We start from the raw sequence: 23,734 nt of genomic DNA, 5'->3' as shown, positions 1-23,734 counted from the left end.
TCCTCAGGCGAATGCAGCTGCGACGGTCTCCGACAACAATGCACCGTTGTGCGTGCTCAGTCCTGCCTTCAGACCCTCGTCTGCCTCGCAGGCAGCTTCCCAACCCTTGTCGGCGAGTGCGACGACGTACGGCAAGGTGGCATTGGTGAGCGCGTAGGTCGACGTGCGCGGAACGGCTCCTGGCATGTTGGCGACGCAGTAGAACACCGACTCGTGCACCTTGTACGTGGGATCGGCGTGGGTGGTGGCATGCGAATCCTCGAAGCAGCCGCCCTGATCGATGGCGATGTCGACCAGCACCGAACCTGGCTTCATACGCTGAACCAGGCTGTTGGATACCAGCTTCGGAGCTTTGGCTCCGGGCACCAGCACCGCACCGATGACGAGATCCGCGGCGAGAACGGCTTGTTCGAGCTCGTACGCATTCGACACCAGAGTCTTGACGGCACCACGGTACTGATCGTCGATGGCACGCAGCGCCTTCACATCGAGATCGAGAACGGTGACGTCGGCGTGCATACCGAAAGCGATTGCAGTGGCATTCTTTCCGGACACACCGGCGCCGATGACGACGACATTGGCGGGACGCACTCCGGGCACTCCGCCCATGAGAACTCCACGTCCTCCTTCGCTGGACATCAGATGGTAGGCACCGGCCTGCGGCGCGAGGCGTCCGGCAACTTCACTCATCGGCGCGAGCAGCGGCAGCGAACCGTCTGCGGCAGTGACCGTTTCGTAGGCAATGGCCGTGGTACCCGAATCCAGCAGCGCATCGGTGCAGGCCTTCGACGCCGCGAGATGCAGGTAGGTGAACAGCACCTGCCCCTTGCGCAGGCGTGAATACTCTTCGGCGATAGGTTCTTTGACCTTCAGCAGCAGCTCGGCTGTTTCCCAGACCTCGGCGGCATCGGTGAGGATCTGTGCACCGGCGGCCTTGTAGTCGGTGTCGGTGAACGACGATCCGGCTCCTGCCTCGGTTTCGATGATCACTTCGTGTCCTCGCGAGACCAGTTCGTGCACGCCTGCCGGGGTGATGGCCACCCGGTATTCGTGGTTCTTGATCTCGCGTGGAATTCCGATCTTCATGGCGGCCTCCTCGGTGGTGGGTGATGTGAAGCCGTGGCTCCATCCGTGTAGGCCAACTATGAATTATCTACGGAATACCCGCAACGGAAGTGAATATAATTCTGTAAGCTCGCGGAATGGTGAGCAATAGTTCGTTCGAGACGGGCGGCACGGGGTCCCAGCCGAACGATGTTCGGCCCATCCCGTTGGACCGGATCGATCACATCCTGCTCGACGAGCTCCGCCGCGACGCCCGTACACCCAACAACGCACTCGCTGCCGCTGCCGGCGTTGCCCCGTCCACCGCACTGGCCCGGGTTCGTGCCCTCGTCGAACGCGGTGTCATCCGCGGCTTTCACGCAGACATCGATCCCGAGGCCCTCGGCCAAGGCATCCAGGCCATGATTTCGGTCCGGCTCCAAGCAGATGCTCGACGGCGGATCAGCGAATTCGGATCCAAGATCGCCTCCCGAAAAGAGACGCTGAACATCTACTTCATTGCCGGTGCCGACGACTTCCTCGTACACGTGGCAACCGTCGACACCGCCACGCTCCGCGATTTCGTCGTCGAGAATCTCAGCGCCGACCCTGCCGTCGCCGCAACCGAGACGATCCTGATCTTCGAACACATCAGACCGCGAAACACTCACGGAGAGAGGTGAATCGGGTCAGGGAGCAGCCGGAGCGATCGGCGGGAAGCCGGGCAGCGTGAAGTCCGGGAAGCCCGGAATCAGCGGCGGCGGCTGTTGCGTCGTCGGGGGGACGGACTCGACCGGCGGCGGCGGTGCGGGCTCGGCAGTGGTGGTCGTCGTCGTCGGTTCCGGCGTCCACGGCTCCTGGTAGACCTCGGTCTCCGACGGCACGGTGGTCGGTTCGACGGTGGTTTCCGGCGCGGGAGGCGGCAACACCGGAGCAGGTGTCTCCGACGTGGGCGCAACCGTCGTGACGGCCGGAGCCTGAGTTTGAGTGCGGCTCACCGAGGTGTCGACCACCTGCGGCGTGTTCTGATGGGTGAGCATGAACCCGGATACGCCTACCACTGCGGCGAGGCCGAGCGCGAGCACACCACCGGTGCGAAGCCTGCGCCGAGCGCGGGTTCGATCGTCCTCACCGTCGTCGTCGTCGTAGTCGGCATCGAGCCAGTAGATGTTCTTCAGCTGGAACGGAACCGGCTTACCGTCGTCGTCGACCGTCGCCTCGGTGTCGACCCGGTTCTCGGGTGCCTGCGTGACACTGTGCGCTACAGCAGTTTCGGCCACCTCCGAGTCGTCGACCGCGTCCTCGACGGTGCCCTTCCCGGCATTCGTGCTCAACGCAACGACCTCCCCGTCGACCCGCGCCCCCTGCACGTGGTCGTCGGGAACATCATCCGCTACGGCCGGAGACGACTCCGGCTCGACAGCAAGAGAATTGGGAGAATCGACAAGCGAATCGGTGAATCTCGAGGATTCGAACCCGCCGACCGTACTCGTGGGGTCGACCGCGTCGGCGATCGTGGTGTCGACCGGGGCCGACGCGACCCAGGGACGCGCGGGCACCGGACGGGTTGCGGTCGGCACCGGAGCAGGTACCGCCGGTGCGGCGTGCATCGATTCGGTGCGAGCCGGAATCGGTCGGACCGGCGCTGCCGGCGGCGGAGTAGGTTGCGGGGGCCGAGGCCGCGCCACCCGCGACTGCGGCGGACGCGGCGGTGCCGGTCGGTGCTGCGGAATCGGCGCAGATGCGAGGGCCGAGTCGACGCGAGTCGCGGGGTCGATCCGATCCGAGGGTTGCGGTACCGCCTGCCGGTTCGCGTCGGGGCTCCGTCGCGGATCGGTTCGAGTGCGCGAGTGAGGTCGCGCGGCCAGAGCCGCTCCACGCGCAGCGACGGTCTCGGGCTCGGTCGGCACGATCGACGGCAGTTCCAGCAGCGGCCCGACGCGATTCTGCACGATCGGCATGCGTGCGCCTCCACCGATCAACACGACGGCGTCGATGGGCACGTTCGCGCCGATCAACACTCCGCGCGCAAATTCGATGGCTTCGTCGAGCAGGTCGGTGATCAACAGCTCGAAGTTCTCGCGCGAGAGCAGAATCATTCCGCTCGCATCGGGCAGGCACACCGCATCCTGGGTGGACAGGCGTTCCTTGGCGATTCGGCAGCGCTTCTCGAACAGCGAGATGTCGGGGTCCGTCGTCTTCTTGCCGAGGCGCTGGAGCTGGTTGTTGCGTACGTAGGCGTCGAGCAGGTCGCCGCTGTACTCGCCCGATCGCTGCGAGGCGGTGACGGTCCGCTGCACCAGGTCGACGACGCTGACCGTCAGTCCGGAACTGCCGAGATCGAACAGCGCGACCGACCTGTGGTCGCGGGCCTCGCCGGTTGCTGCGAGGTACTCGACGACGGCTTCCACCTCGTGCACCAGGTGGTAGTTGTGCAGGTGGGCACCGGCGAGCGCGGCATGCAGCGCATCGGCCTGCCGAGGGTCGCGGTAGGCGACACCGGTGGCGAGTTCGGGCTCGGTTTCGACGGCCGCGCCGATCGACTCGGCGGCCAGATGCGGGAGGTCGCCGCCCACGCTGTCGATGAGTTCGTTGCGGAAGAACAGTGGTCGCTCGATGTCGGTGACCAGGCCGGAAGCGTCGGCGACGGGAGCCTGGAACTGCTCGGCTCGGGGCTGCGCCGTGCGCACAGCCCGGGTCCCCATGGACACCCCAAGCAGCACAGTCACGGTTGTCGGCCTCACTTCGTTCGGCAGTTACGGCGGACGCGGTACACCTCGTCCAGAGCGCCAGGCTACCGCCTCGACCGAAACTACGGGGCGCGCGCCCCAGAGCAGCCATGGCAATACGGGTCTCGCTCCCCGTTGGAGCCGCTCGTTCCCGTCGTGCGGTCTATTCCGGCAGTTCCGAACCGATTTCCGGTCGGTAGAGCTCGCCGTCGTAGGTGAAGGCCCGCTCGTACAGATCCGCGTCCGACAGGCGAACCGGCCCCTGGACGGGCAGCTCGGCCGGCCCGGGAGCTGCATCCTCGGCCGGACCGGCCGCGTCGGCGAGCGCGGCAGCGAAGCCGGCATCGACCGGAATCTGCTCGTCGATGAGCGGGGTGGGTGCCGGAGTGTTCCCGCGGGTGAACACCAGACCTGCCACCGCGACGATCACCAGGGCCACCGCCGCCAGCACGGATGCGTCCCGCACCGACCATCTCGTGGTGCGCCGCGCCGGCTGGGTGACGACATCGGGTTCGAGAACCTCGGGCTCTTCGACCGCTGGCTCTACAACCGCAGGCTCTACAACCGCGGGCCCGATCACCGAAGAGTCGGCTGCGGCAGCGTCGAAGACGGTCGAGGTGATCGCCAGTTCTTCGGTGGCGAGCTGATCGACGGTCAGGCCGTCGACCATCCACTCGTCGACCGCGCCGAAATCCGTGGTCCGGGGCGCATCGAGAAGCTCCGACGCGTCGTCCGGCACGGTGATGATTCCCACATCCGCGACCAGCACATCCGCGGCATCCGGAACATCGGTGTCGACGGCGGCTCCGATAACGGGCCTCTCGTCGAGCGCTGCGCCCTTGGCGATGGCCATTGCCGGCGCGTCCGGCACATGGACCGGCACATTCCATTTGTCTTCGATGATCGTGCGCACCGCGGGAATGGCTGCGCCGCCGCCGATGAGCAGTACCGCGTCGGGAGCCTGCTTGGACGCCCAGTCCAGGGCGTCGGACACGAGTGGGGTGATCTCGCGCTCGAATTCCTTGCGGCTGAGCAACATCGGGCCGCGGTTCGGTGCCCGGACACCCGCCGACGAGCTGACGAGTTCCTTGAGTTCACGGAAGAACGCTTGATATTCCTCGTCGCCCTCCGGGCCGACCGGTGCAGGCAGGATGCCCTTGGCCATCACGATGCCGCGGACCACCTCGTCGAAGCGATCGCCGCTGATGTCGACGGTGCGTGCGGTCCACTCGATGTAGTCGCCCGCGACGTCGAGCGCGGTGGCCGACAGCCCCTTCTTGCCCAGGTCCACCACCAGCACGTAGTCCTTGTCGGCCAGTTCCGGAACCGTGCGCGCATAGGCCATCAGGGCCTGAGATTCCTCGACCATGCGGGCCTTCGGGACCGTTCGGTCGCCCAGAGTGTCGAGAAGGGCCGTGACGGCTGCGGTGTCCCACCCGGCGAGCACGATGTCCTCGAACGGGCCGTGGTCGACCAGCTTGCCGGGCAGCAGGTCGTGTGCACCCGCTGCATCGATGGAGTCTTCGACGCGGCGGCCGTCCGCGATGTACGCGATGCGCACGGCACCGGTACCGACGGACACCCCGCAGACTCCACTCATCGACCAGACAGTCCTTTGCACATTGCGATTCGGCGCCCGATCCGGCGCCCTCACGAGCCCCCGCTCCACTCGAAGTGTACGGCGGTCCGAAGGACCGATGCGGGCATCGAACTAACGCTACTAAACAATCTAGGATATTGTTTGGGAGGGTCTGGGGAGACTTTGGGTCGAAAAGGCGCACAGCCAGCGGACCTGGAGACGACTACGAGGCCGTCCGGTCTCGTGATTAACGCGATCGGTGGAGGTTTTCGATGCAGACGCTCAATGCTCAGGACGTGGTTCGGGTGCGAACTGTTCTGGAGAAATTCGGAAAGCTGCCGGTCCCCGTGGAGGGCATCGACGAAGCCGCCGATCTGTACGACAGCGGCCTGACCTCGCACGCGAGTGTCAACGTGATGATCGCCCTCGAGGACGAGTTCGACGTCGAATTCCCCGACACCATGCTGCAGAAGTCGACGTTCGGCAGCATCAACGCCATCGCCGCGGCCATCGCCCAGCTGACGGACTGAAGCCATGACCACCGTCTACGAGAGCTCGATCGACCAGTCGATGACCGACGTGCTGGCCGTTCTGCGGACCTATGCCGACGAAGTCGATCGCGATGCCCGTTTCCCCACCGAATCGGTGGATGCGCTGCGCGACGCCGGGCTGCTCGGTGTCGGGATTCCGCGCGAGTTCGGCGGTGGCGGGGCAACCCTGACAGACATCGCCCGAATCTCGCGTGCCCTCGGCTCCGAGTGCGCATCGACGGCGATGATCTTCGTCATGCACCAGTCGCAGGTGCTCAGCATCGTTCGCCACGGCAAGTCCGACGCCATGGCAGACCTGCAGCGACGAATTGTGACCGATCGCATCCTGGTGGCCTCTGCCACTACCGAGATCAACATCGGCGGCGACGTCCGCTCGAGCAGTTGTGCGGTTGAGTACGACGGTGAGCGGATCACCCTGAGCAAGAACGCGCCTGTCATCTCGTACGGCGAGTACGCACAGATCGTGCTGGCAACGGCGCGACGCAGCGTCGACAGCCCGCCGAGCGACCAGGTCCTCGTGGTGTGCGAGAAGCCCGATGTGACGCTCGAGAAGACCGGCACCTGGGACACCCTCGGATTCCGCGGCACCTGCAGTCCCGGCTTCATGCTGGCCGCGCGCACGACGACGTCGAACATTCTGGGCGACAACTACGGCGACATCTCCGCGCAGACCATGCTTCCGGTGGCACACGTGCTGTGGGGATCGGCCTGGCTCGGCATCGCCGACGCCGCCGTGACCAAGGCGCGCAAGTCCGTACAGAAGGCCGCGCGCAAGACACCGGGAACACCGCCGCCGAGCGCACTGCGGCTGGCGGAGTTGATGGTGGTTCACGAGCAGTTGGTGGACACGGTGTTCGGCGCAGCGGCGAAGTTCGAGGCCGTCGCAGACAGTCCGGCCGAGCTCGGAGCAATCGGTTTTGCGCTCAAGATCAACAATGTCAAGGTCACCGCGTCGACGCTCGTCATCGACATCGTCGGCAAGGCCCTGCAGATCTGCGGCATCTCCGGCTACCGACAGGACGGCGAGCTCAGCATCGGCCGGCATCTCCGAGATGCGCACGGGTCCGCAATCATGGTGAGCAACGAGCGCATCCTCGGCCACAACTCGCAGCTCTCCCTCGTCTACAAGGGCAAATGATGACAACCACACAGTCCGTACCGGAGACCGAACTCAGCGAACTCGACTCAGCCCGAGCAGCTTTCCGCGCCGAACTCATCGACGCGGGCCTGTTGGTGCCCAGCTCGATTCCCGGATTGTACGGGCGCAGCGGCGAATTCGAGGACATCATCGAATTCATCGATTCTCGCGTCGTCGCGGCCGGGGCCACCGAGCACGGCTATCGGGCCAAGCGATTCCGCTTCGCTCCGGTCTTCCCCCGAGAAGCCTTCGAGCGCACCGATTACATCGCGTCGTTCCCCAATCTCACCGGTGCCATCAATACGTTCGAGGGGGACAACAAGGAGCACGCAGCGTTGTTGGCGGAGAGATCCGACGGCAAGGACTGGGATCACTTTCTGCATTCCGCCGGAACCATGTTGGTCTCGGCGGCCTGCCACCCGTCGTACTCGATGCTCACCGGAACACTGCCCGCCGACGGTGCCCTGATGGACATCTACGGCTTCTGCTTCCGGCACGAGCCTGCGGTCGATCCGGCTCGGATGCAAGCATTTCGGATGCACGAGTTCGTCCGCGTCGGCACCCCCGACGAGGCGATCGAGCACCGCGAACGCTGGGTGCCGCGCGGCTTGCAGGTGCTGGCAGATCTGGGACTCGAAGCCGAGGCGGTCATCGCCAACGATCCGTTCTTCGGTCGCGCCGGACGCATGCTCGCGGCAAACCAGCGCAACGAGAACCTCAAGACCGAACTGGTCGTCAAGCTCTACGGAGATCTGGACGACGGCACCGCGGTCGTCTCGTGCAACTGCCACCGCGATCACTTCGGCCACACCTTCGACATCGCCACCGTCGGCGGCGAACCGGCTCACAGTGCATGCGTCGGGTTCGGTATGGAACGCATCGCGCTGGCGATGCTCCGCACCCACGGGCTCGATCGCTCCGCGTGGCCGGCTGCACTGCGCCCCTGATCGATTCCGCTTCACCCGTGTACGCAGAAGGACCATTTGAAGTGAACAGTTCCCGCACCGCTCCTCGGCGCATCGGCTCCGTTCCCGCCGAGTCCTCCTCGCGTACCCCGGGCGGCAAGTACCCGACGTGGTTCGGTCCGTCCGATTCACCGCTGTTCGGTACCGTCCACGTGCCGTCCGACGGCCGGGCTCGCGGAGGCGTCGTCCTGTGCCCGCCGCTCGGCAAGGAGCAAGTGGACTCGTACCGGGGCATGACTCTGCTGGCGCAGAAGCTCTGTGCGCAGGGACTTCTGGTGTTGCGATTCGACTACCGCGGCACCGGAGATTCGTGGGGAGATCAGGACGGGCCCGGCGCGGTCGGCCACTGGCAGCGCAGCGTCGTCGAGGCCGTTGCCTATGTCCGCAGTTGCGGTGTGGGCGAGGTCGGGCTGGTGGGCCTCCGCATGGGCGCACTCCTGGCCTGTTCGGTCGCCGCCGAGTGTGGGCCACTGACCTCGTTGACGCTGTGGGATCCGGTCGTCCGCGGACGGTCGTACCTGCACGAGCAGCGCGCACTGTATTCGGTGAGCGTCACCACCGATTCCGACGCCGATCCCCGTGTGTCGATCATCGGCGCTGTGCTGCATCCTGATTCGGTCGCAGACTTCGCCGCACTCGACGCCGCGAAGACGACGACCGACGCACCGGTACTGGTCGCCACTCGCGCCGAGCGCGGTGACTCGAAGCCGGTACGCCGACTGGTCGACGCACTCTCGGCCGACGAGCACACGTTGTCCGATCACGACGAGTTTCTCGAGCCGAGCGACTTCGAGGTCATCATCCCGGCCGCGGACATCGCCACTCTCGCCACCTGGACGGCGTCGAAGTTCCCGAGCCGACCCGCCTACGACGTCGAGGTGCTGCGTCGAACGCGATCACTGGTCGACGGAATCGCCGAGAGCATCGAATTCCTAGGTGCGCAGGAGCTTTTCGCGATTCGTTCCAGTTCGGATCGCTGCCTACCCGGTGGGCCGACGGTGGTGTTCTACCCCACCGCGAACGAGCACCGCGTCGGTCCGGTGCGCATGTGGGTGGAACTGGCCCGGCTGCTCCCCTGGTTCGGAGTCTCGACGGTGCGCTTCGATCGGCGTGGTACCGGTGAGTCCGGTGCCGTCACCGATGGGGAGGTGACTCGGCTCTACAGTTCCGAAGGAAACGAGGACGCCCTCACCGCCGTCCAGCAGTCGGGTACCTCCCCCGACAATGTGCTGGTGTCCGGAATGTGCTCGGGATCATGGTATTCCAGCTTTGCTGCCCGAGAGATGGGAGTGCGGTCGGCAGTACTTCTCAACACGCTGGACTGGACCACTCGTCGACTCGAGTTCGTCAAACGCTCCTCGATGCACACCGAGGAGACAGGACTGCGGGCGCGGGTACTCGATCGACTGCACCACTGGGGTGTCGCGACCAAGAATGCATTGCAGCCGCGGATTCCCTATGCCCTCTGGATCTGGCTCGGACGGCGCGGACTGATTCAGGTGCCCGAGATCTCGTTGCGCCTTCTCAGCGATCGGGGCGTTCGGACGCAGGTACTGCTCTCCCCCTCCGACGCCACCTGGTTCGAGACCAACCGGGGGCCGGAAGGTATGCGCCGGTTGCAGCGTCGAGCATCCGTCCCCACCGTCACGTCTTTCGAGTCCGGTGATCATTCGCTCTACGGCCGCGATCTACGGGAGAACGTGAGAGCCGAACTGATCGCGGCCACCTCCGCTGCGTTCGACATCGAGATCTCCGCGCCGTCGCCGCCTGTCGCAGTGGGGCGGGTCCGGCTGTGAAGCACCGCGCTCCCAGGATCGCGCCACCCAAACACGAGCAGCTCGAACAACTTCGGTGGTATCCGGTCGAACCTGCGCGGTTCGACATGGGTTTGATGAACAGTCCGACGATGCCGGTTTCGACCGTGCCACGTCACAATTCGGTCCGCGTGTTGGATACGAACCCCGATCACCTCGCCGCAGCCGACGTGAAGTCGGTACCCGAATCGGGTCCGGGTTCGAAGGCGTCCGATCGTAACCTCGCGCTCAATTCGCTGGCACTGATGCTCTCGACGGCCATAACCGGGGCGCTCGGATTGCTGTTCTGGGCTGCGGCAGGCCGCCTCTATCCCGTGGCAGAGGTCGGCAGCGCGTCTGCCGTCATCACGTCCGCGGTGATGCTTTCGACGCTCTCCAACCTGAGCCTCGGTTCGATGTACGAGCGATTCCTTCCGGTCTCGGGCCGGTTGGCGAAATCGTTCATCGTGCGCGGTTATCTCACCGTGACGGCGTTCGCATTCGTGCTCGGCGGCGGCTTCCTCCTGGTGGCTCCCAGGGACGAGATGTTCACCAACACCGCCGAAATCGTGACGTTCCCGTTCTTCGTCGCGGTGCTCGCGGTGTTCGCGCTCCAAGATCAGACCTCGTCCGGTCTCGGTGTCGCACGCTGGGCTGCCGGCAAGAACGTCTTCCACGCCGTCCTGAAGTTCATCCTGCTGTTGGCGCTCTTCACCACCGAGCGCAGCACCTCGATCATCTCTGCGTGGGCGGTCCCCGCGATCGTGGCATCGATCTTCGTCCTGCGCGCCATCTTCAAGAACGTGCGCACCGAACAGCGGTACGCCGGCAAGCCGGATCTGCCGCCCAGACGCGAAATGTGGGCCTACTTCGGCTCGGCCTACGGCATCACCGCACTCGGTTCGCTCGCTCCACTGCTCGTGCCGATGATCGTCGTCGCCACCCTCGGAGCCGAGCAGAACGCATACTTCTCCCTCACCTGGTCGATCGTGAGCGCCCTCTACATTCTGATCAGTGTGTTGATCGGCCCGTATGTCGCCGAGGTCGCCGCACATCCCGAACAGTTCCACCGACTGACCAAACGGTTCATGACTCTCGTGTGCATCGTTGCTGTCGGAGGGTCGATCTTCCTGGCCTTCATCGCACCGTTCGGCCTCGGCTTGATCGGCCAGGGTTACCGCGACCAGGGCACCATCATCGTGCAGCTCGCCGCGCTCACCATTCCGCTCTCGGTGGTCGGTTCCCTCTACGACGGTTTGGCTCGGGTCCGTCGACGCATGCGATTGGCCGTGATCGTGCAGGTCGTGGCCACCTCGCTCATCATCGGCGGATCGATCGGGCTGTCGTCGTCGATGGGCATCGCGGCCGTGGGCTGGGCCTACCTCGCTGCCGAGGCATTCGGCGCACTCGTGCTGATCGTGCCGCTGATTCGGTGGATCCGTGAGCTGTCGGCAGGCAGCAACGGTCAGTCCGGCAACGATGCTGGATCGCCCGACCATCCCGGTCCACGCGGGCCGATCGACGATCGTGACGGCGGCTCCCCCCGCGAGAGTCGACGGGAACCCCGACACGGTGAAACAGGAGATCGCGGACCTCGTCACAGCGAGCCACAGGACGCGCCGCGGCAACACGACGAGCCGTCGCCGCGTCGCATTCCGGTGCACGCTCAACACAGGACGGCGCCATGACCCAGATCTATCGAGCAAGTTCGTTGGACATGCTTCGGTCCGATTCACGAATCGTCACCGTGCTGGGGCCTGCGGATTTCGGCGATCTCGCACGTGTGCAGAGCCGCGTACTCGCGTTGGCGTCCATCGGTCCGGCAACTCGGCTGGGCCTGCGTGCCCAACAGTCGTCGGCGGCATGGGCTTTCGAGCCGGAGCGGGTTGTCGAGCACATCACCGAGGGCCCTCACGTCGACCACGAGCAGTTGGCCGAGGAGTTGACCGAGTTCTCGCATGCGTCCGCTGCCGAGGTTCCCGTTCGGATCCGGCTGGCCGGTCGGTACCTGTTCCTCGATCTCAATCACGGCCTCGGCGACGCTCTGTTGCCGGTCGACCTGTTCGCCTACTTGGCCGACGCCACCCCTGACGCTTCGCTTCCGGCCTGGGCCGGCAGTGCAGTGGAGGGCCATCCTTTGCGGAAGGCATTGCTGCACTGGGCTGTTCGCAATCCCCGGAAGGTTCTCGACACGATCTACGGCCGCGTTCGTCCCGGCATGAAGCAGGAATCGACCGAGGTATCCAGCACCGCATCGCAAACGGCATCTGTGCCCTGGACACCGTCCGCCACGGTCGCCGTTGCCGTGACGCCGGCGGGCACCACCACCGCGATTCGTCGGTGGCGAGAATCCAATCTGCCCGGCGCGAGTGTCAGTGCCGTGATGTGCGCGGCCGTGTCCACGGCGTTCGTGCGTACTTCGTTTTCGGTCGCTCGGTCCGCAGGGTTTCTCTTCGACTGCCGCCGCTACCTCCCGCCGTCGACCACGGTGCTCGGCAATTTCGCCGCTGGGATCGGTTTCACGGATATCGATCCCGCCTCGCCCGGTGAGGTGAACGACGCGTTGTCCGGTGCCATCGACAAGGGCCGTCCGATCGCGTCCGCGACGATCAGCACGATCAAGTACAAGCGTGAGCATCGAGCTGTCTCCGGTGTGTTCGACGACCGCGTTCCGGTGCGGCCGAACGTCGAACTCATGTTCTCGGATGTCGGTAGAGTCAGGCAGCTGGAGCCGGTTTCCTGGATTGCCGAACCTGCCGACCGCGCGTTCTTCGTGATCGCGGCTCCCGGTAGACCGGAGTCGGTGATGATCACGATGGAGACCATCGATTCGGTCGTGTTCGTCTCGGCATCGTTCCACGACAATGTTTTCGACAGTCACACCGTGCAGGCAGCACTCGATCTCGTGGCAGCCGACCCCCTCGCCTTGCTCGCCCCTCAGGAGAAGACCGCATGACCACCGAAGCGAAATCCGAAGTGAACGCCGCGACGGCGCGGGCCGAGCCGACCGCAGCACCGAAACGAGAGCGCTTCGTTGCCCATGTCGCTCGGTGGGCGGGGCTGTCGGTGGTGCAGTTCGTCCTTGTCGAGTACATCGTCTCGGCCACATGGCGTGGGCTCTACAGCTACCGCAACAATTACATCAGCGAACTCGGAATCCCCTTCTGCGGTCCTGTCGGCGATTGGCCGTGCAGCCAGCTCTACGTCCTGCTGAACGCCTCGATGGTGCTGTTCGGTGTGGCGATCGCGGCCGTGGGCGGATCGTGGTACATCGTTCGCCGGATCGATGGCAGGGCAGCCTCGTTCTTTGTCGTTGCCGGTGCGGGTGCGATCACGGCCGGCGTCGTCAACCAAGGCGTGAACTACCCGATCCACTCGTTCGGTGCCACCGTGTTCTTCATCTTCGGGAACTTCGGCCTCGTCGTCGCCGGTGGGCACCGGAGTCTGCGACGAACGATCCGCATCGTGGTCACTGCGCTGGGTGCCGTCGGTCTGGCCGGGTACTTCGCCTACATGGGTGGTCACGAATTCGGACTCGGCATCGGCTCCATGGAACGCGTCGCCACTTACTCCCTTCTGGTGGGCGTTCTGATCCTCTCGGTCTCGCAGTTCAACGCGACGCGAGTGCCGAAAACCCGCGACGAGTCCGCGTGAGCCGTCACTCCGCATCGGGCGGGGAGTCCGGCACAGGGACCGTCGAGGTCTCGCGGCTCCCCGGCTCCGGTCTGCTCGTCGAGCGTCCGCGCCGCCGTTGGCCGTCGGTGCTGGCATTTCTCGTGGTGTTGGGACTGGTCGTCACCGGCACCGTGTACGGAATTGCGCATCGCTCGGACGGATCCGAGTCCGATGGTCGATCCACGGCCGAGGGCGGCGTCGACGCCACCTCCACGACGTCGGCGTCGAACACTGCGGCAGCCAAGCCCGGATACACCGTCTACGACGACTTCTCGGGAACGGCGGGCGACGCGTTGGCGGACGACCGATGGAGCCACGACGTCGGTCGGACCGGGTGGGGAAACAACGAGAAGCAGGACTACACCGACTCGACCGAGAACTCCTCCCTCGACGGCCAGGGCCACATGGTCATCAACGCCATGCGCAACGGTGACGGCTACACCTCGGCCCGAGTGACCACCAAGGACAAGTTCGAGTTCACCCACGGCCGCGTCGAGGCTCGGATCGAGATGCCTGCCGGAGCCGGACTGCACCCGGCGTTCTGGATGCTCGGTACCGATCTGGACTCCGTCGGCTGGCCCCTCTCCGGCGAAATCGACATCATGGAGACCCTGAACCAGGCAGACCAGTACCACACCGGAATCCATGCGCCCCAGCCGAATTCGCTCACCAGCCAGAAAGTGGACGCAGGCGGTATTCCACCGGAGCCGCTGTCGGAGGGCTTCCACACCTACTGGGTCGAACGCTCACCGGGCCGCGTGACCACCGGCATCGACGACACCACCTTGGCTACCGTCACCCCGGCCGACCTCGTCGGCGGAGACGACTACTGGGTGTTCGACAAGCCGTTCTTCCTGCTGTTCAACGTCGCCGTTGCCGGCGACTGGCCCGGGCCCACCGACAATTCGACGCCGTTCCCGGCGACCATGGCGGTCGACTGGGTGCGGTATCGCACCGATTGAGACCGCAGTACCTGCCCTATGTGTGTCACCCGAAAGGATCCCCTCCCGTGTTACCTCCCGCGCTCCCCAGACTCCAGTCTCCCGAATGGGACGGTGCCGTGTGGATCGGTGACATCGACCTGGAGCAGGATCTTCCGGAGTCTCTCGCCCTCGACGATTCCGACGGCTATCGGCGTGCCCGGCTGTTGATCCGACGTGGCCTGGACCCGCTCGGCTTCGTCGAACTCGATGTCGTCGACGGCGCGGTCGCGGCAGAAGACGCGCGACGAGCGGCCATGTCGCTCGCGCAGGTTCCGATGCCCGAGGCTCTGCCGGAACCCGGCCGGTCACTGCCCCCGATCACGGTGGTGATCTGCACCCGGGATCGGGTCGATCACCTGAAGGGCGCGCTCGCATCGGTGTCCGCTCTGGAATACCCGGATTTCGAGGTGGTCGTCGTCGACAACGCCTCTCCGACCGATGCGACGCAGCAGTACGTCCACGGTCTGAGCGACGAGCGCATTCGCGTCGTGTCCGAACCGACGGCAGGGCTGTCGAGGGCGAGGAACACGGGTTTGCGTGCGGCGAGAAACACCATCGTCGCGTTCACCGACGACGACGTCGCGGTGGATGCGAAGTGGTTGCAGAGCATCGCGCGCGGTTTCGCACGAGCCGACCGGGTGACGTGCGTGTCCGGGATCGTGCCGAGCGGGGAGATCAGAACCCAGGCGCAGGCGTACTTCGACCGCCGTGTCGGGTGGGCGAGTTCGGTCACGCCTCGGGTCTACGACCTGAAGAACCCCCCGGACGACGTACCGCTGTTCCCGTTCCAAGTCGGCATGTACGGAACCGGGGCCAATTTCGCCGTGGACCGCGGACGGATGTTCGATCTGGGAGGATTCGACGAGGCGTTGGGAGTCGGCTCCCCGACCAACGGCGGTGAGGACCTCGACATGTTCTTTCGAGTACTGATGGCGGGCGACAAGCTGGTGTACGAGCCCGCGGCCATCGTGTGGCACCGGCACCGCGCCGATTCGGAAGCATTGGCGGTGCAGGCCCGCGGTTACGGCCTCGGCCTCGGTGCCTGGCTGTACACCGTCGCCACGAACCGCAGATCTGCGACGCTCGCGGCCACGGTGGCGTTCCGCCGGCTCGGCAGCGCAATTCGGTTGTCGGCCAAGATGAGCAAGGTCGCGTCGCCTCCGGACGATCTCGCAGCCGACCTACCGGACGGCATCGGCCGAATGGAATTGCTGTCCATCGCCAAGGGCCCCGCGGCCATTCGGCGCAGCAGGCGCGAAGGTCGCGAGCGCACTCCGTTGGCGGGGGTGAGCCGTGAGCCGGTCCTCGACTGATTCCGGCCACCGGTCCCTCGGGGACCTGCGGCACAAGCTGTTCGTCCCGTCCGACTGGACCTTCGAATGGCCCGTCGGCACAACCGATACCGCGGCCGGCACGACGCGACACGCGGGCAGTCGACTGCGCTACGCCGACATCGCCGTTCTGGCAGCGGGGTCCGGTCTGGCCTCGATGATCGCGCTGCCCACGCTCGTTCGCGTCGTGCTGCTCACCGTCCTGTTGTTCTTCGGTCCGGGTGCGGCAATTCTGTCGTGGGTTCGCATCCCCCGTACCGCGGTTCCGGCTGCGCTGCCGATTCTGAGCATCTCGGTGGTGACACTGATGGTGTCGGCGGCGATGTGGGGATACCGCTGGTCGCCCCGGATGTGGACGTTGTGGCTGTGTCTGGCCCTGATCGGCTCGTCGGTGCTGTGGTACCGCAAGCACGGTCGTCCCGACCTGCCCGAGTGGATCGTGCACACACGTGCAGTCGTCTCACCGTCGTCACGCGCCGCGGCCTTCGCGTCGACCAAGTTCGTGCTGACCGACCGAGACACACTGCGCCGCAACGTTGCCGGCCTGATTCTCGCATTGGCCTTCTTTCTGTGGCTGCCGATGCTGCCCGGTCTCGAACGAGCGACGTACTCGCAGTTCGGGTTGCTGACCGCCGGCACCGGCCCGGGGCTCGTGCTGTGCATGGTCCTGATCATCGCTGCGTTCCTGATCGCACTGCGGCGGAATCAGCTGCGCACCATGATGGTCGCGGTCGGCCTCGCCATCGTGGTGCAACGATTCACCGTCACACTGATCACGTCCGCACCGATCTACGACTGGACGTACAAGCACGTCGCCGTCACCGAATTCGTCCTCGACCTGAACCGGCTGGCCCCGAGCGGGGTGGACATCTACAGCGAGTGGCCCAGCTTCTTCCTCGTCTCGGCGTGGTTCCAGCACGTCACCGGCTACGACACACTGTCGCTGGCGCACGTGTTCGCGCCGATGATCCACGTGGTGCTCGCCGCGTGCATCTACGGTTTGGCCCGAGTCATGAAGTTCACCGAGCGGGCCGCCGTCACCGCCGCGATGCTCGCCGAGGTCATCAACTGGGTGGGCCAGGACTACTACTCCCCGCAGGCCTGGGCGCTGCTGCTCGCCGTCGGCTTCCTGGCGCTGCTGATGTCCTCGCCGCTGACCCGATCCGCGGCGTTCCTGTCGATCGTTCCGTTCGCAGCGCTGGTGCCGACGCATCAGTTGACTCCGTACTGGTTGATGGCCGTCACCGGGGTACTGCTGGTGACGCGACGAGCCAAGCCGTGGTGGCTGATGATTCCGCTGGGCGTCATCCTGCTGGGGTACCTGTATCCACGGTTGCCGATCGTGGCACCGTACGGGCTCTTCCAGGGGTTCGACCCGGTTCAGAACGCGGCGAGCAACGTCCAGGAAGAGGGCGTGCTGGGCAAACAGATCACGTCCCTGGTCTGCCGGGCGCTGTCCGGCGGGGTGTTCGGCCTGGCGTTCGTCTCGGCGATCTACGCCTGGCGTACCAAGAAGACGTTCTGGGCCCCGATGGTGATGGCATTCGGTTCGATCATGCTGCTCGCCGGGCAGAGCTACGGCGGCGAGGCGATCTTCCGGGTGTACCTCTACGCGATCCCTGGGTGCGTTCTGTTGATCACGCCGATGTTCCTCGCCTTGTTCGACCGTCAGCCGTCCCAGGACCGGCCGTCGCGGGCCCGCAGGCTCACCGCCCGTACCTCGGTCGCGGTCGCCACGGCCGGCGCGATCGGTTCGGCTGTCCTCGGCCTGCAGGCGTACTTCGGACTGTGGCCCATCGTGCTCGAGCATCGCGACCAGATCGACGATGCCCGCGCGGTGGCCGCACAGTCGCCCTCCGGTACCGCCGTCACGATGCTCTACTCCTCGGGCTACCCGGCTCGGTCGACATCGGACTACGGCCGCCTGACCGAGGCCAACGACTACTGGGACGTTCCTCTGTACGCTCTCGGCCCCGAGTACATGCAGGGGTTCCCGACGCCGGAGAAGCTCGGCCAGATCGACTACAACGCGTCGGTCAGCGAAACACCGACATACATGGTGCTGACTCGTCAGTCGCTGGAAGCGATGCACTACTACGGGTTCGTTCCCGACGACGCCGTGAACCGTTTCCGGCAGTGGTTGCGCACCAACTCGGCGTGGTCGGTTCGGTACCAGGATGCCGACACGATCGTCTACCAGTACCGATCTCGGTAACCGGATCACAAACTATGACGAGCGTCTCCAAACAATCTTCCAGTTGGTTTGTTTGCGGCTTGACAATCTCGTCGCATCTTTTAAGCTTGCTATCAGTCAATGGAAACAGGTTCTAACGCTTCACAACAAGCGTCAAGACACTGTCTGTGGATGCGGCGGGGGTCGTTTCACGGAGCTCGGAGACATCTGCCCATCGCACTCGACCCCTGTGGAATGGATATGTTGAATCGTCAGAATCCCCGCGTCAGTGTCGTCATCCCGACGCTCAACGAGGCCGCGAACCTTCGCCATGTCCTCCCCCTGCTCTCCCACGACTACGAGCTCGTGCTCGTCGACGGTGGATCCGTCGACGGCACCATCGATGCCGCTCGCGAGATCCGCGGCGACATCCGCATCATCAAGCAGACCCGCAAGGGCAAGGGCAATGCGCTCGCCTGTGGCTTCGAAGCTGCCACCGGGGACATCATCGTCATGTTCGACGCCGACGGTTCGGCCGATGCTGCCGAGATCCCGCGCTTCGTCGAGGCCTTGATCGCCGGCGCAGACTTCGCCAAGGGCAGCCGGTTCTGCGAAGGCGGCGGCAGCCACGACATCACGCCGTTGCGTCGCGCCGGCAACGGCGGCCTGCACCTGGTGGCGAACACGCTGTTCGGAACCCGCTTCTCCGATCTCTGCTACGGCTACAACGCCTTCTGGCGCGACCTGGTGCCGGTGCTGGATCTGCCCGTCGTCGATCAGCCCGGAGCCGAGGGCATGATGCTCTGGGGCGACGGCTTCGAGATCGAGACCATCATCAACTGCCGCTTCGCCGAGGCTTCGGTTCGCATCGAAGAGGTGCCGAGCGTCGAACTGGCCCGGATCTACGGCCAGAGCAACCTGCGCACCTTCTCCGACGGCTTCCGAGTACTGCGCACGCTGATGACCGAGCGCATGCGGGCTCGCCGCATCAAGCGCAAGTCCATCGTTCGTCCGTTGCGTGAGTCGATCGACGCTCGTACCGACATGGACCTCGAGTTCGAGGCCCTGGAGTCGTACAACGAGGTACTCGAACTGCGCGAGAGGACGGCGTGAGTCTGCCGACTTCCTCGGTCGTCATCTGCGCGTACACGTTGGCTCGGTGGTCCGAACTTCGGACCGCCGTGCGTGCCGTCCTCGATCAGGCCGTACCGGCCGATGAGTTGATCGTCGTCATCGATCACAACGCACAGCTGGCCGAGCGCGCACGCGAGGAGTTCCTGCCGCTGCACGACACCGTGAACGTGGTGGAGAACAACCACCCCCGCGGCTTGTCCGGTGCGCGCAACACCTCTCTGGATCTCGCTACCGGTGACATCGTCGTCTTCCTGGACGACGACGCGTCACCGCGCACCACAGAGTGGCTCGGAGCCATTCTGTCCCATTACTCGGACGATGCCGTGTACGCCGTTGGGGGCTCTGCATACCCGGTATGGCCGGACAAACGTCCGGCCTTCTTACCGGCCGAGGTAGTGGGTGAACCCGGCGAACTCGATTGGGTCGTCGGGTGCACCTACCGCGGGCAGCCAACGGAAACCGCTCAGGTCCGCAACCTCATGGGCGCGAACATGTCGTTCCGCCGCGAACCGGTTGTCGCACTCGGCGGATTCGTCTCCGGCATCGGCCGAATCGGTCGCGTTCCGCTCGGCTGCGAGGAAACGGAACTGTGCATCCGTCTACGCCAGACGCATCCCGATGCACAGATCGTGTTCGATCCATCGATCGTCGTCGATCACACGGTCAGCGCAGACCGCACTCGTCCGCGCTACCTCATCACACGCAGCTACGCCGAGGGCGTCTCGAAGGCAGCAATCGCCCGCTTGATCGGGGCCGAGGACGCCCTGTCCTCGGAGCGGGCCTACACCGCCAAGATCCTGCCTCGCGCAGTCGGTCGCGAAACCAGTGCCGCTGCCCGCGGTAATCCGGTGCGCGCCTGGGGTGCGATGGCCGTGGTGGCAAGCGTCGGCGCGGCCGGAATCGGCTATGCCCGAGGCAAACTCAGCACGAGCCGCTAGCGGCACGTGCGCGGCTTGGGCCATGGACTGAATTCGTAGTCCACTACGAAGTTCTGTTCACGACCGTCGGTGCCACCGAGGCCCGCTCCACGGAGTTCAGCGCACGCACATGCCCACGTGGTGCAGTCGCCCCCACACCGACGAGAGTCAACGTCCGGGGTTCGTTCGGTGCCAGGTGGAACCACGAGTCGGACACCTGGAAATTCTCGATGTCGACACAGACGTGCTGCGCTGCCCACTCGGATCTGACCGTCAATTCCCATGTACCGAAATGCTTTTCGGTGACCTCGGCGGACAAGCCGACAGAGTTCTGACGGGCCTGCCGGCCGACGAGGACGGTGGTTCGCGTCACCTCCACCCCACTGGCGTCCAGGAATGCGGCGGTGACGGCGGAGTATGTTCGACGGCCGAAGCGGTAAGCATGATTGACGTCGGTGAACGTGCCGACGATGGAGTCCACCGTCAGCGCCACCGAGGAATTCGTGCCCACCTTCACCGACTGCTCGAATTCGTGACTGCCCCGAGACGCGTGCAGCACCACTCGAACCGTGCCCGTGCGCGCCGGGCCGTCGTTGGCCACTTCCACCGAGTAACCGTCGAGTCCGTTGTCGGACAACAGTAGGGCCACCGGCGTGCTCGCCCGCGCCAATGCGTAGAAGGGCGCTTTCGGTACACCGGCGCTATCGACTATGCCCCAGCCGGCACCGGGAACCGTATCCCGCAACGTGAGCACCAGGGCACCGGCGCACCCCGAGGACGCCCGACGCCAATGGCCGAATGCTTCCGTGAACGCTTCGACCGTCGCGGCCCTGCCGTAATCGAGGTACAGCTCGGCGTCGTCCCGGCGAATCAGATGAGGATCGACTCCGAAGATGCTGCGTACGTAGTGATCTCGCACGTCCTCGAAATCCCAGGACGAGCCGCGATCGCGTGGAACGGCAGCTTTCCATTCCGGGTGGTGGCCGGCAACTGCGGCGGACCCGAAGAACCTCTCCACCGACGCTCGCTCCGGAGGAACGGCAAAAGCCAGACACTCTGCCGCGAAACGTACACCGGCGGTGCGGATATCGGACAACGGGCGGAGATAGCCGCCGACCCCGAAGTAGTGGGCGATACCGTCGCCCACATGCGTGTGCAATTCCCCCTGCACACCGGACGGGCTCGATGTCACATACGCCACCGCGGGCAGGCGACCGGCCAGAAAGTCGGGAACAACGCTGTCCAGCATCTCCATTCGCTGATCGTCGGCGGCAAGCCCCAGCATCGTCGGTTGCTGCTGCGTCTCGCTTCCCCCACTGACGACCATCAGGGCGGGGTTCGCCGACACAGTATCGGCCAACGCGTCGAGCTCGCGGGTGACCGACGCCGTGAAGGTCTCGTCGGTGGGCGGGTCGACGGTGCCGAACATGAGGTCTTGCCACACCATGATGCCCAGTTCTGCGCACAGCGACCAGAATTCGGGCTGCTCGTACACCAGGGTGCCGACCACCCGCACCATGTTCAGACCCGCGGATCGGAGCTGTTCGAGCGCGGCACGCAGTTCTGCCTCCGAGGACCACAACCGCACCGGATTCAGCGGTGTCCACGTTCCACCTCGGCAGAACACGTCCGCTCCGTTGACCACGAGTTGCGCGCCGCCCGCGGTGCGGTCCAGCTCCACCGTACGAAACCCGACAACCCCCATGCGATGAACGGTGCCGTCGATCTCGAGCGCCACCCGGTACATTCGCGGTCCGCCGTGCGTGTGCGGCCACCAGAGTTCGACATCCGGCAATGTCAGAGTCGAATCGATGTGCTCGACCGTGCCGAGCTCGACTGTGTGAACCGAGGACATGGTGTCGTCGATCACGATTCGCACGTCTCGTGGCGAATCCAGCTCGGCGCGCAGAACCACGATGCCGTCGGTGCCGGACACAGCCGTCGACAATTCGATGCGACGGACGTCGGGAATCGGCGTCATCGACACCGGACGCCATGGTCCGACGGCGATCGGAAGGGGCCCGTACACGGGTGCCCGGCCGAGCATCGTCGTGCGCTCGTGCCGAAGCCCTTGCGCTGCAATCAACGACGATCGCCATCGACCGCGTGGCCGTCGGGACTTCAGTTGCGCAGCAAGCGATTCGACGTGCAGGGCAATACGAACTGTGGGGCCGCATTCGGTCAGATCGACGATCTCGGGAACGAACATCGACGTCACCGTTCGGCGGTGGCTGCCGTCGATCCAGATCTGGGCACGAGTTGCGATGCCGCCGAACGTCACTCGCACCCGACGGTGGTCGGCGGTGGAGACCTCCGCGACGAACCACCAGTCGTGATCGTCCGGGTTCACTCCGGAAAGCGACGCGCCGAGGGCCGACGCCACCGTTCCTGGCACCTCCGCATCGATCCACTCCAGATCGGCGGGTAGATCACCGGGGTCGAGAACGGAGCCGGCGTCGGTTCTGGCCAGCTGCCACCGAGCGCCGTCGAGCAGATCGATCACGTGCCCACTGCGCCTGCAACGAGATCCATGGCTGCCGCCCAGTTCTTGCTCATCTCGATCAGCGGCTCGTCGAGCACGACGTCTCGGCCACGTGCGGCGCGTGCCATTCGGAATTGCACGGCTTTGGCACCGGAGGCGGCATCGCGGAAGTGTGGTGCTGCCGCGGCAGCACCGGGCGCGCCGCGGCCGTCGAGGTATTCGACGTAATTCGCCGCGAGCTCCGCGGTGGCTCCGAATTGGCGGAGCAGTCCGAACGACCACAGGTGGAATGCGTCGGGCCCGGCGGTTTGGACGAGCGGAATGTCGGCCACGATGCGCCGAGCAAGCGCGTCGACCGGGTTTCCCGGTGCCCGCCGTGCCAGGTGCGCGCGAGCGACGTCGAGGTCTCGATCACCGAATCCGGCATCGAGTACCGCAGAGTCCACGCGGATCTGCTCGACGTAGGGCAGCAACACCTCGGCATGCGGTTCGGGAGCGAGGTTGAAGATCCCGTCGAAGTCGGCCCCGGTGAGATCGAAGTACCCGCGATTGTGGAAGTACCCCATCACCTTGTCCTCGCGGTTGACGAGGTTCGGCACGATGGTGGTCTTGGTGTGTTGGTTTCGGTAGCTGGTGCCTGCGGTGTCGGGCAGCCAGAAGCCGTCGACTTCGACGGTAACGTGGATGCCGTCGTTCAGACCCTCGACCACATGCTCGAGCACGGGCCGCCACACGTTCATCTCAGCCACGTCGATGCCGTAGAGGGTGCGCAGGTCCTCGGGCATGATCTTCACGAAGTCCCATTGCCTGCCGTCGCACCCGGCGCTGAGCACGAACGCCAGAGCGGGAGTGGGATCCGCGCCGAGAGAGTGCAGAACCTCTATCCAGAGATCGACGTAACAGTTGGTTTCGGTCCAGATGCGGTCGTGGTTGTGAATCGGGTGCGGTCGGTACGTGATGGGGTCCAGCTCGAGGACCCGTAATCCGGTTCCGAGCCTGTCCAGCACTGCATCGTTCGACATGAAGCCTCTCCTACCGGATCGAATGTCGGACGGTCCCCGAGCCGCATTTGTCCGTATTGCCTGTATCCAGGCCTCTAATCCTATCGACTGGATTTATTATTCGCACAGGATCGGACGGTAAGATTGTTTTTGTCCGGCGAACTATTTTCTGGGCCACCATCTCGACAGAAGCGGTATCGGACCCCGAAAACGAGGGCAGTCACACAGCGAACAGTTGG

The 23,734-nt window shown here is 65.2% G+C and carries 18 protein-coding genes; 13 read left to right on the top strand and 5 right to left on the bottom strand.

Annotated elements, in window-relative coordinates:
- Positions 1 to 3: 3 nt before the first annotated feature.
- The gene (gene ald, locus CH286_RS26890; protein ID WP_037146904.1) at positions 4 to 1,086 is read right to left on the bottom strand and encodes an alanine dehydrogenase; all 1,083 of its coding nucleotides are present in this window, start codon (positions 1,084 to 1,086) and stop codon (positions 4 to 6) included.
- A 116-nt stretch (positions 1,087 to 1,202) separates the two neighbouring features.
- Here ald and CH286_RS26885 point away from each other — a divergent pair, with 116 nt between their 5' ends.
- Positions 1,203 to 1,727: an Lrp/AsnC family transcriptional regulator gene (locus tag CH286_RS26885; protein WP_037172859.1), complete on the top strand. Its 525-nt coding sequence runs from the start codon at positions 1,203 to 1,205 to the stop codon at positions 1,725 to 1,727.
- Between the two features lie 6 nt (positions 1,728 to 1,733).
- On the opposite strand, the gene CH286_RS28335 is transcribed toward CH286_RS26885, so the two are convergent.
- Both CH286_RS28335 and CH286_RS26875 read right to left on the bottom strand, forming a co-directional pair.
- Entirely contained in the window at positions 1,734 to 3,773 is a 2,040-nt protein-coding gene (locus tag CH286_RS28335; protein ID WP_255182780.1) for an Hsp70 family protein, read from the bottom strand.
- Positions 3,774 to 3,936: 163 nt separating this feature from the next.
- Entirely contained in the window at positions 3,937 to 5,373 is a 1,437-nt protein-coding gene (locus CH286_RS26875) for a hypothetical protein (RefSeq protein WP_141215906.1), read from the bottom strand.
- Between the two features lie 251 nt (positions 5,374 to 5,624).
- On the opposite strand from CH286_RS26875, the gene CH286_RS26870 reads away from it, so the two are divergent.
- The 12 genes from CH286_RS26870 to CH286_RS26815 all read left to right on the top strand — a co-directional run bounded on the left by CH286_RS26870 (position 5,625) and on the right by CH286_RS26815 (position 20,033).
- Positions 5,625 to 5,882, top strand: coding sequence for an acyl carrier protein (locus tag CH286_RS26870; protein ID WP_032376192.1), 258 nt, complete (start codon positions 5,625 to 5,627; stop codon positions 5,880 to 5,882).
- A 4-nt stretch (positions 5,883 to 5,886) separates the two neighbouring features.
- Positions 5,887 to 7,041 (top strand): acyl-CoA dehydrogenase family protein, encoded by a 1,155-nt coding sequence (locus tag CH286_RS26865; RefSeq protein ID WP_032405520.1) that lies wholly within the window; start codon positions 5,887 to 5,889, stop codon positions 7,039 to 7,041.
- Positions 7,041 to 7,988, top strand: a complete 948-nt coding sequence (locus CH286_RS26860) for an amino acid--[acyl-carrier-protein] ligase (protein ID WP_037146918.1) — start codon at positions 7,041 to 7,043, stop codon at positions 7,986 to 7,988. The genes CH286_RS26865 and CH286_RS26860 overlap by 1 nt, the downstream gene beginning before the upstream one ends.
- A 41-nt stretch (positions 7,989 to 8,029) precedes the next feature.
- On the top strand, positions 8,030 to 9,802 hold the full coding sequence (locus CH286_RS26855; protein ID WP_242640277.1) for a hypothetical protein: 1,773 nt from the start codon (positions 8,030 to 8,032) through the stop codon (positions 9,800 to 9,802).
- Positions 9,803 to 9,912: 110 nt separating this feature from the next.
- Complete coding sequence (locus tag CH286_RS26850) at positions 9,913 to 11,487, top strand: lipopolysaccharide biosynthesis protein (RefSeq protein WP_176458364.1); 1,575 nt, start codon at positions 9,913 to 9,915, stop codon at positions 11,485 to 11,487.
- Complete coding sequence (locus tag CH286_RS26845; RefSeq protein WP_037146920.1) at positions 11,484 to 12,755, top strand: hypothetical protein; 1,272 nt, start codon at positions 11,484 to 11,486, stop codon at positions 12,753 to 12,755. The genes CH286_RS26850 and CH286_RS26845 overlap by 4 nt, the downstream gene beginning before the upstream one ends.
- Positions 12,752 to 13,453, top strand: coding sequence for a DUF998 domain-containing protein (locus CH286_RS26840; RefSeq protein ID WP_052057755.1), 702 nt, complete (start codon positions 12,752 to 12,754; stop codon positions 13,451 to 13,453). The genes CH286_RS26845 and CH286_RS26840 overlap by 4 nt, the downstream gene beginning before the upstream one ends.
- Complete coding sequence (locus tag CH286_RS26835; RefSeq protein WP_255182779.1) at positions 13,450 to 14,436, top strand: glycoside hydrolase family 16 protein; 987 nt, start codon at positions 13,450 to 13,452, stop codon at positions 14,434 to 14,436. Before CH286_RS26840 ends, CH286_RS26835 begins: the two co-directional genes overlap by 4 nt.
- A 47-nt stretch (positions 14,437 to 14,483) precedes the next feature.
- Positions 14,484 to 15,770, top strand: a complete 1,287-nt coding sequence (locus CH286_RS26830) for a glycosyltransferase family 2 protein (protein WP_255182778.1) — start codon at positions 14,484 to 14,486, stop codon at positions 15,768 to 15,770.
- The gene (locus CH286_RS26825; RefSeq protein ID WP_052057760.1) at positions 15,751 to 18,003 is read left to right on the top strand and encodes a hypothetical protein; all 2,253 of its coding nucleotides are present in this window, start codon (positions 15,751 to 15,753) and stop codon (positions 18,001 to 18,003) included. The genes CH286_RS26830 and CH286_RS26825 overlap by 20 nt, the downstream gene beginning before the upstream one ends.
- Before the next feature lie 213 nt (positions 18,004 to 18,216).
- Positions 18,217 to 19,074, top strand: coding sequence for a glycosyltransferase family 2 protein (locus CH286_RS26820; RefSeq protein WP_080734185.1), 858 nt, complete (start codon positions 18,217 to 18,219; stop codon positions 19,072 to 19,074).
- Positions 19,071 to 20,033, top strand: coding sequence for a glycosyltransferase family 2 protein (locus CH286_RS26815; RefSeq protein ID WP_032405515.1), 963 nt, complete (start codon positions 19,071 to 19,073; stop codon positions 20,031 to 20,033). The genes CH286_RS26820 and CH286_RS26815 overlap by 4 nt, the downstream gene beginning before the upstream one ends.
- Before the next feature lie 43 nt (positions 20,034 to 20,076).
- On the opposite strand, the gene CH286_RS26810 is transcribed toward CH286_RS26815, so the two are convergent.
- Complete coding sequence (locus tag CH286_RS26810; protein WP_094610914.1) at positions 20,077 to 22,515, bottom strand: beta-mannosidase; 2,439 nt, start codon at positions 22,513 to 22,515, stop codon at positions 20,077 to 20,079.
- Positions 22,512 to 23,516: a DUF1839 family protein gene (locus CH286_RS26805; protein ID WP_094610913.1), complete on the bottom strand. Its 1,005-nt coding sequence runs from the start codon at positions 23,514 to 23,516 to the stop codon at positions 22,512 to 22,514. Before CH286_RS26805 ends, CH286_RS26810 begins: the two co-directional genes overlap by 4 nt.
- Between the last annotated feature and the right edge of the window lie 218 nt (positions 23,517 to 23,734).

This window comes from Rhodococcus sp. WWJCD1 (assembly GCF_002258735.1).
GTDB lineage: Bacteria > Actinomycetota > Actinomycetes > Mycobacteriales > Mycobacteriaceae > Rhodococcoides.
Note: the sequence above shows the minus strand (reverse complement) of the source record. Positions and strands in the feature narration are given on the sequence as shown.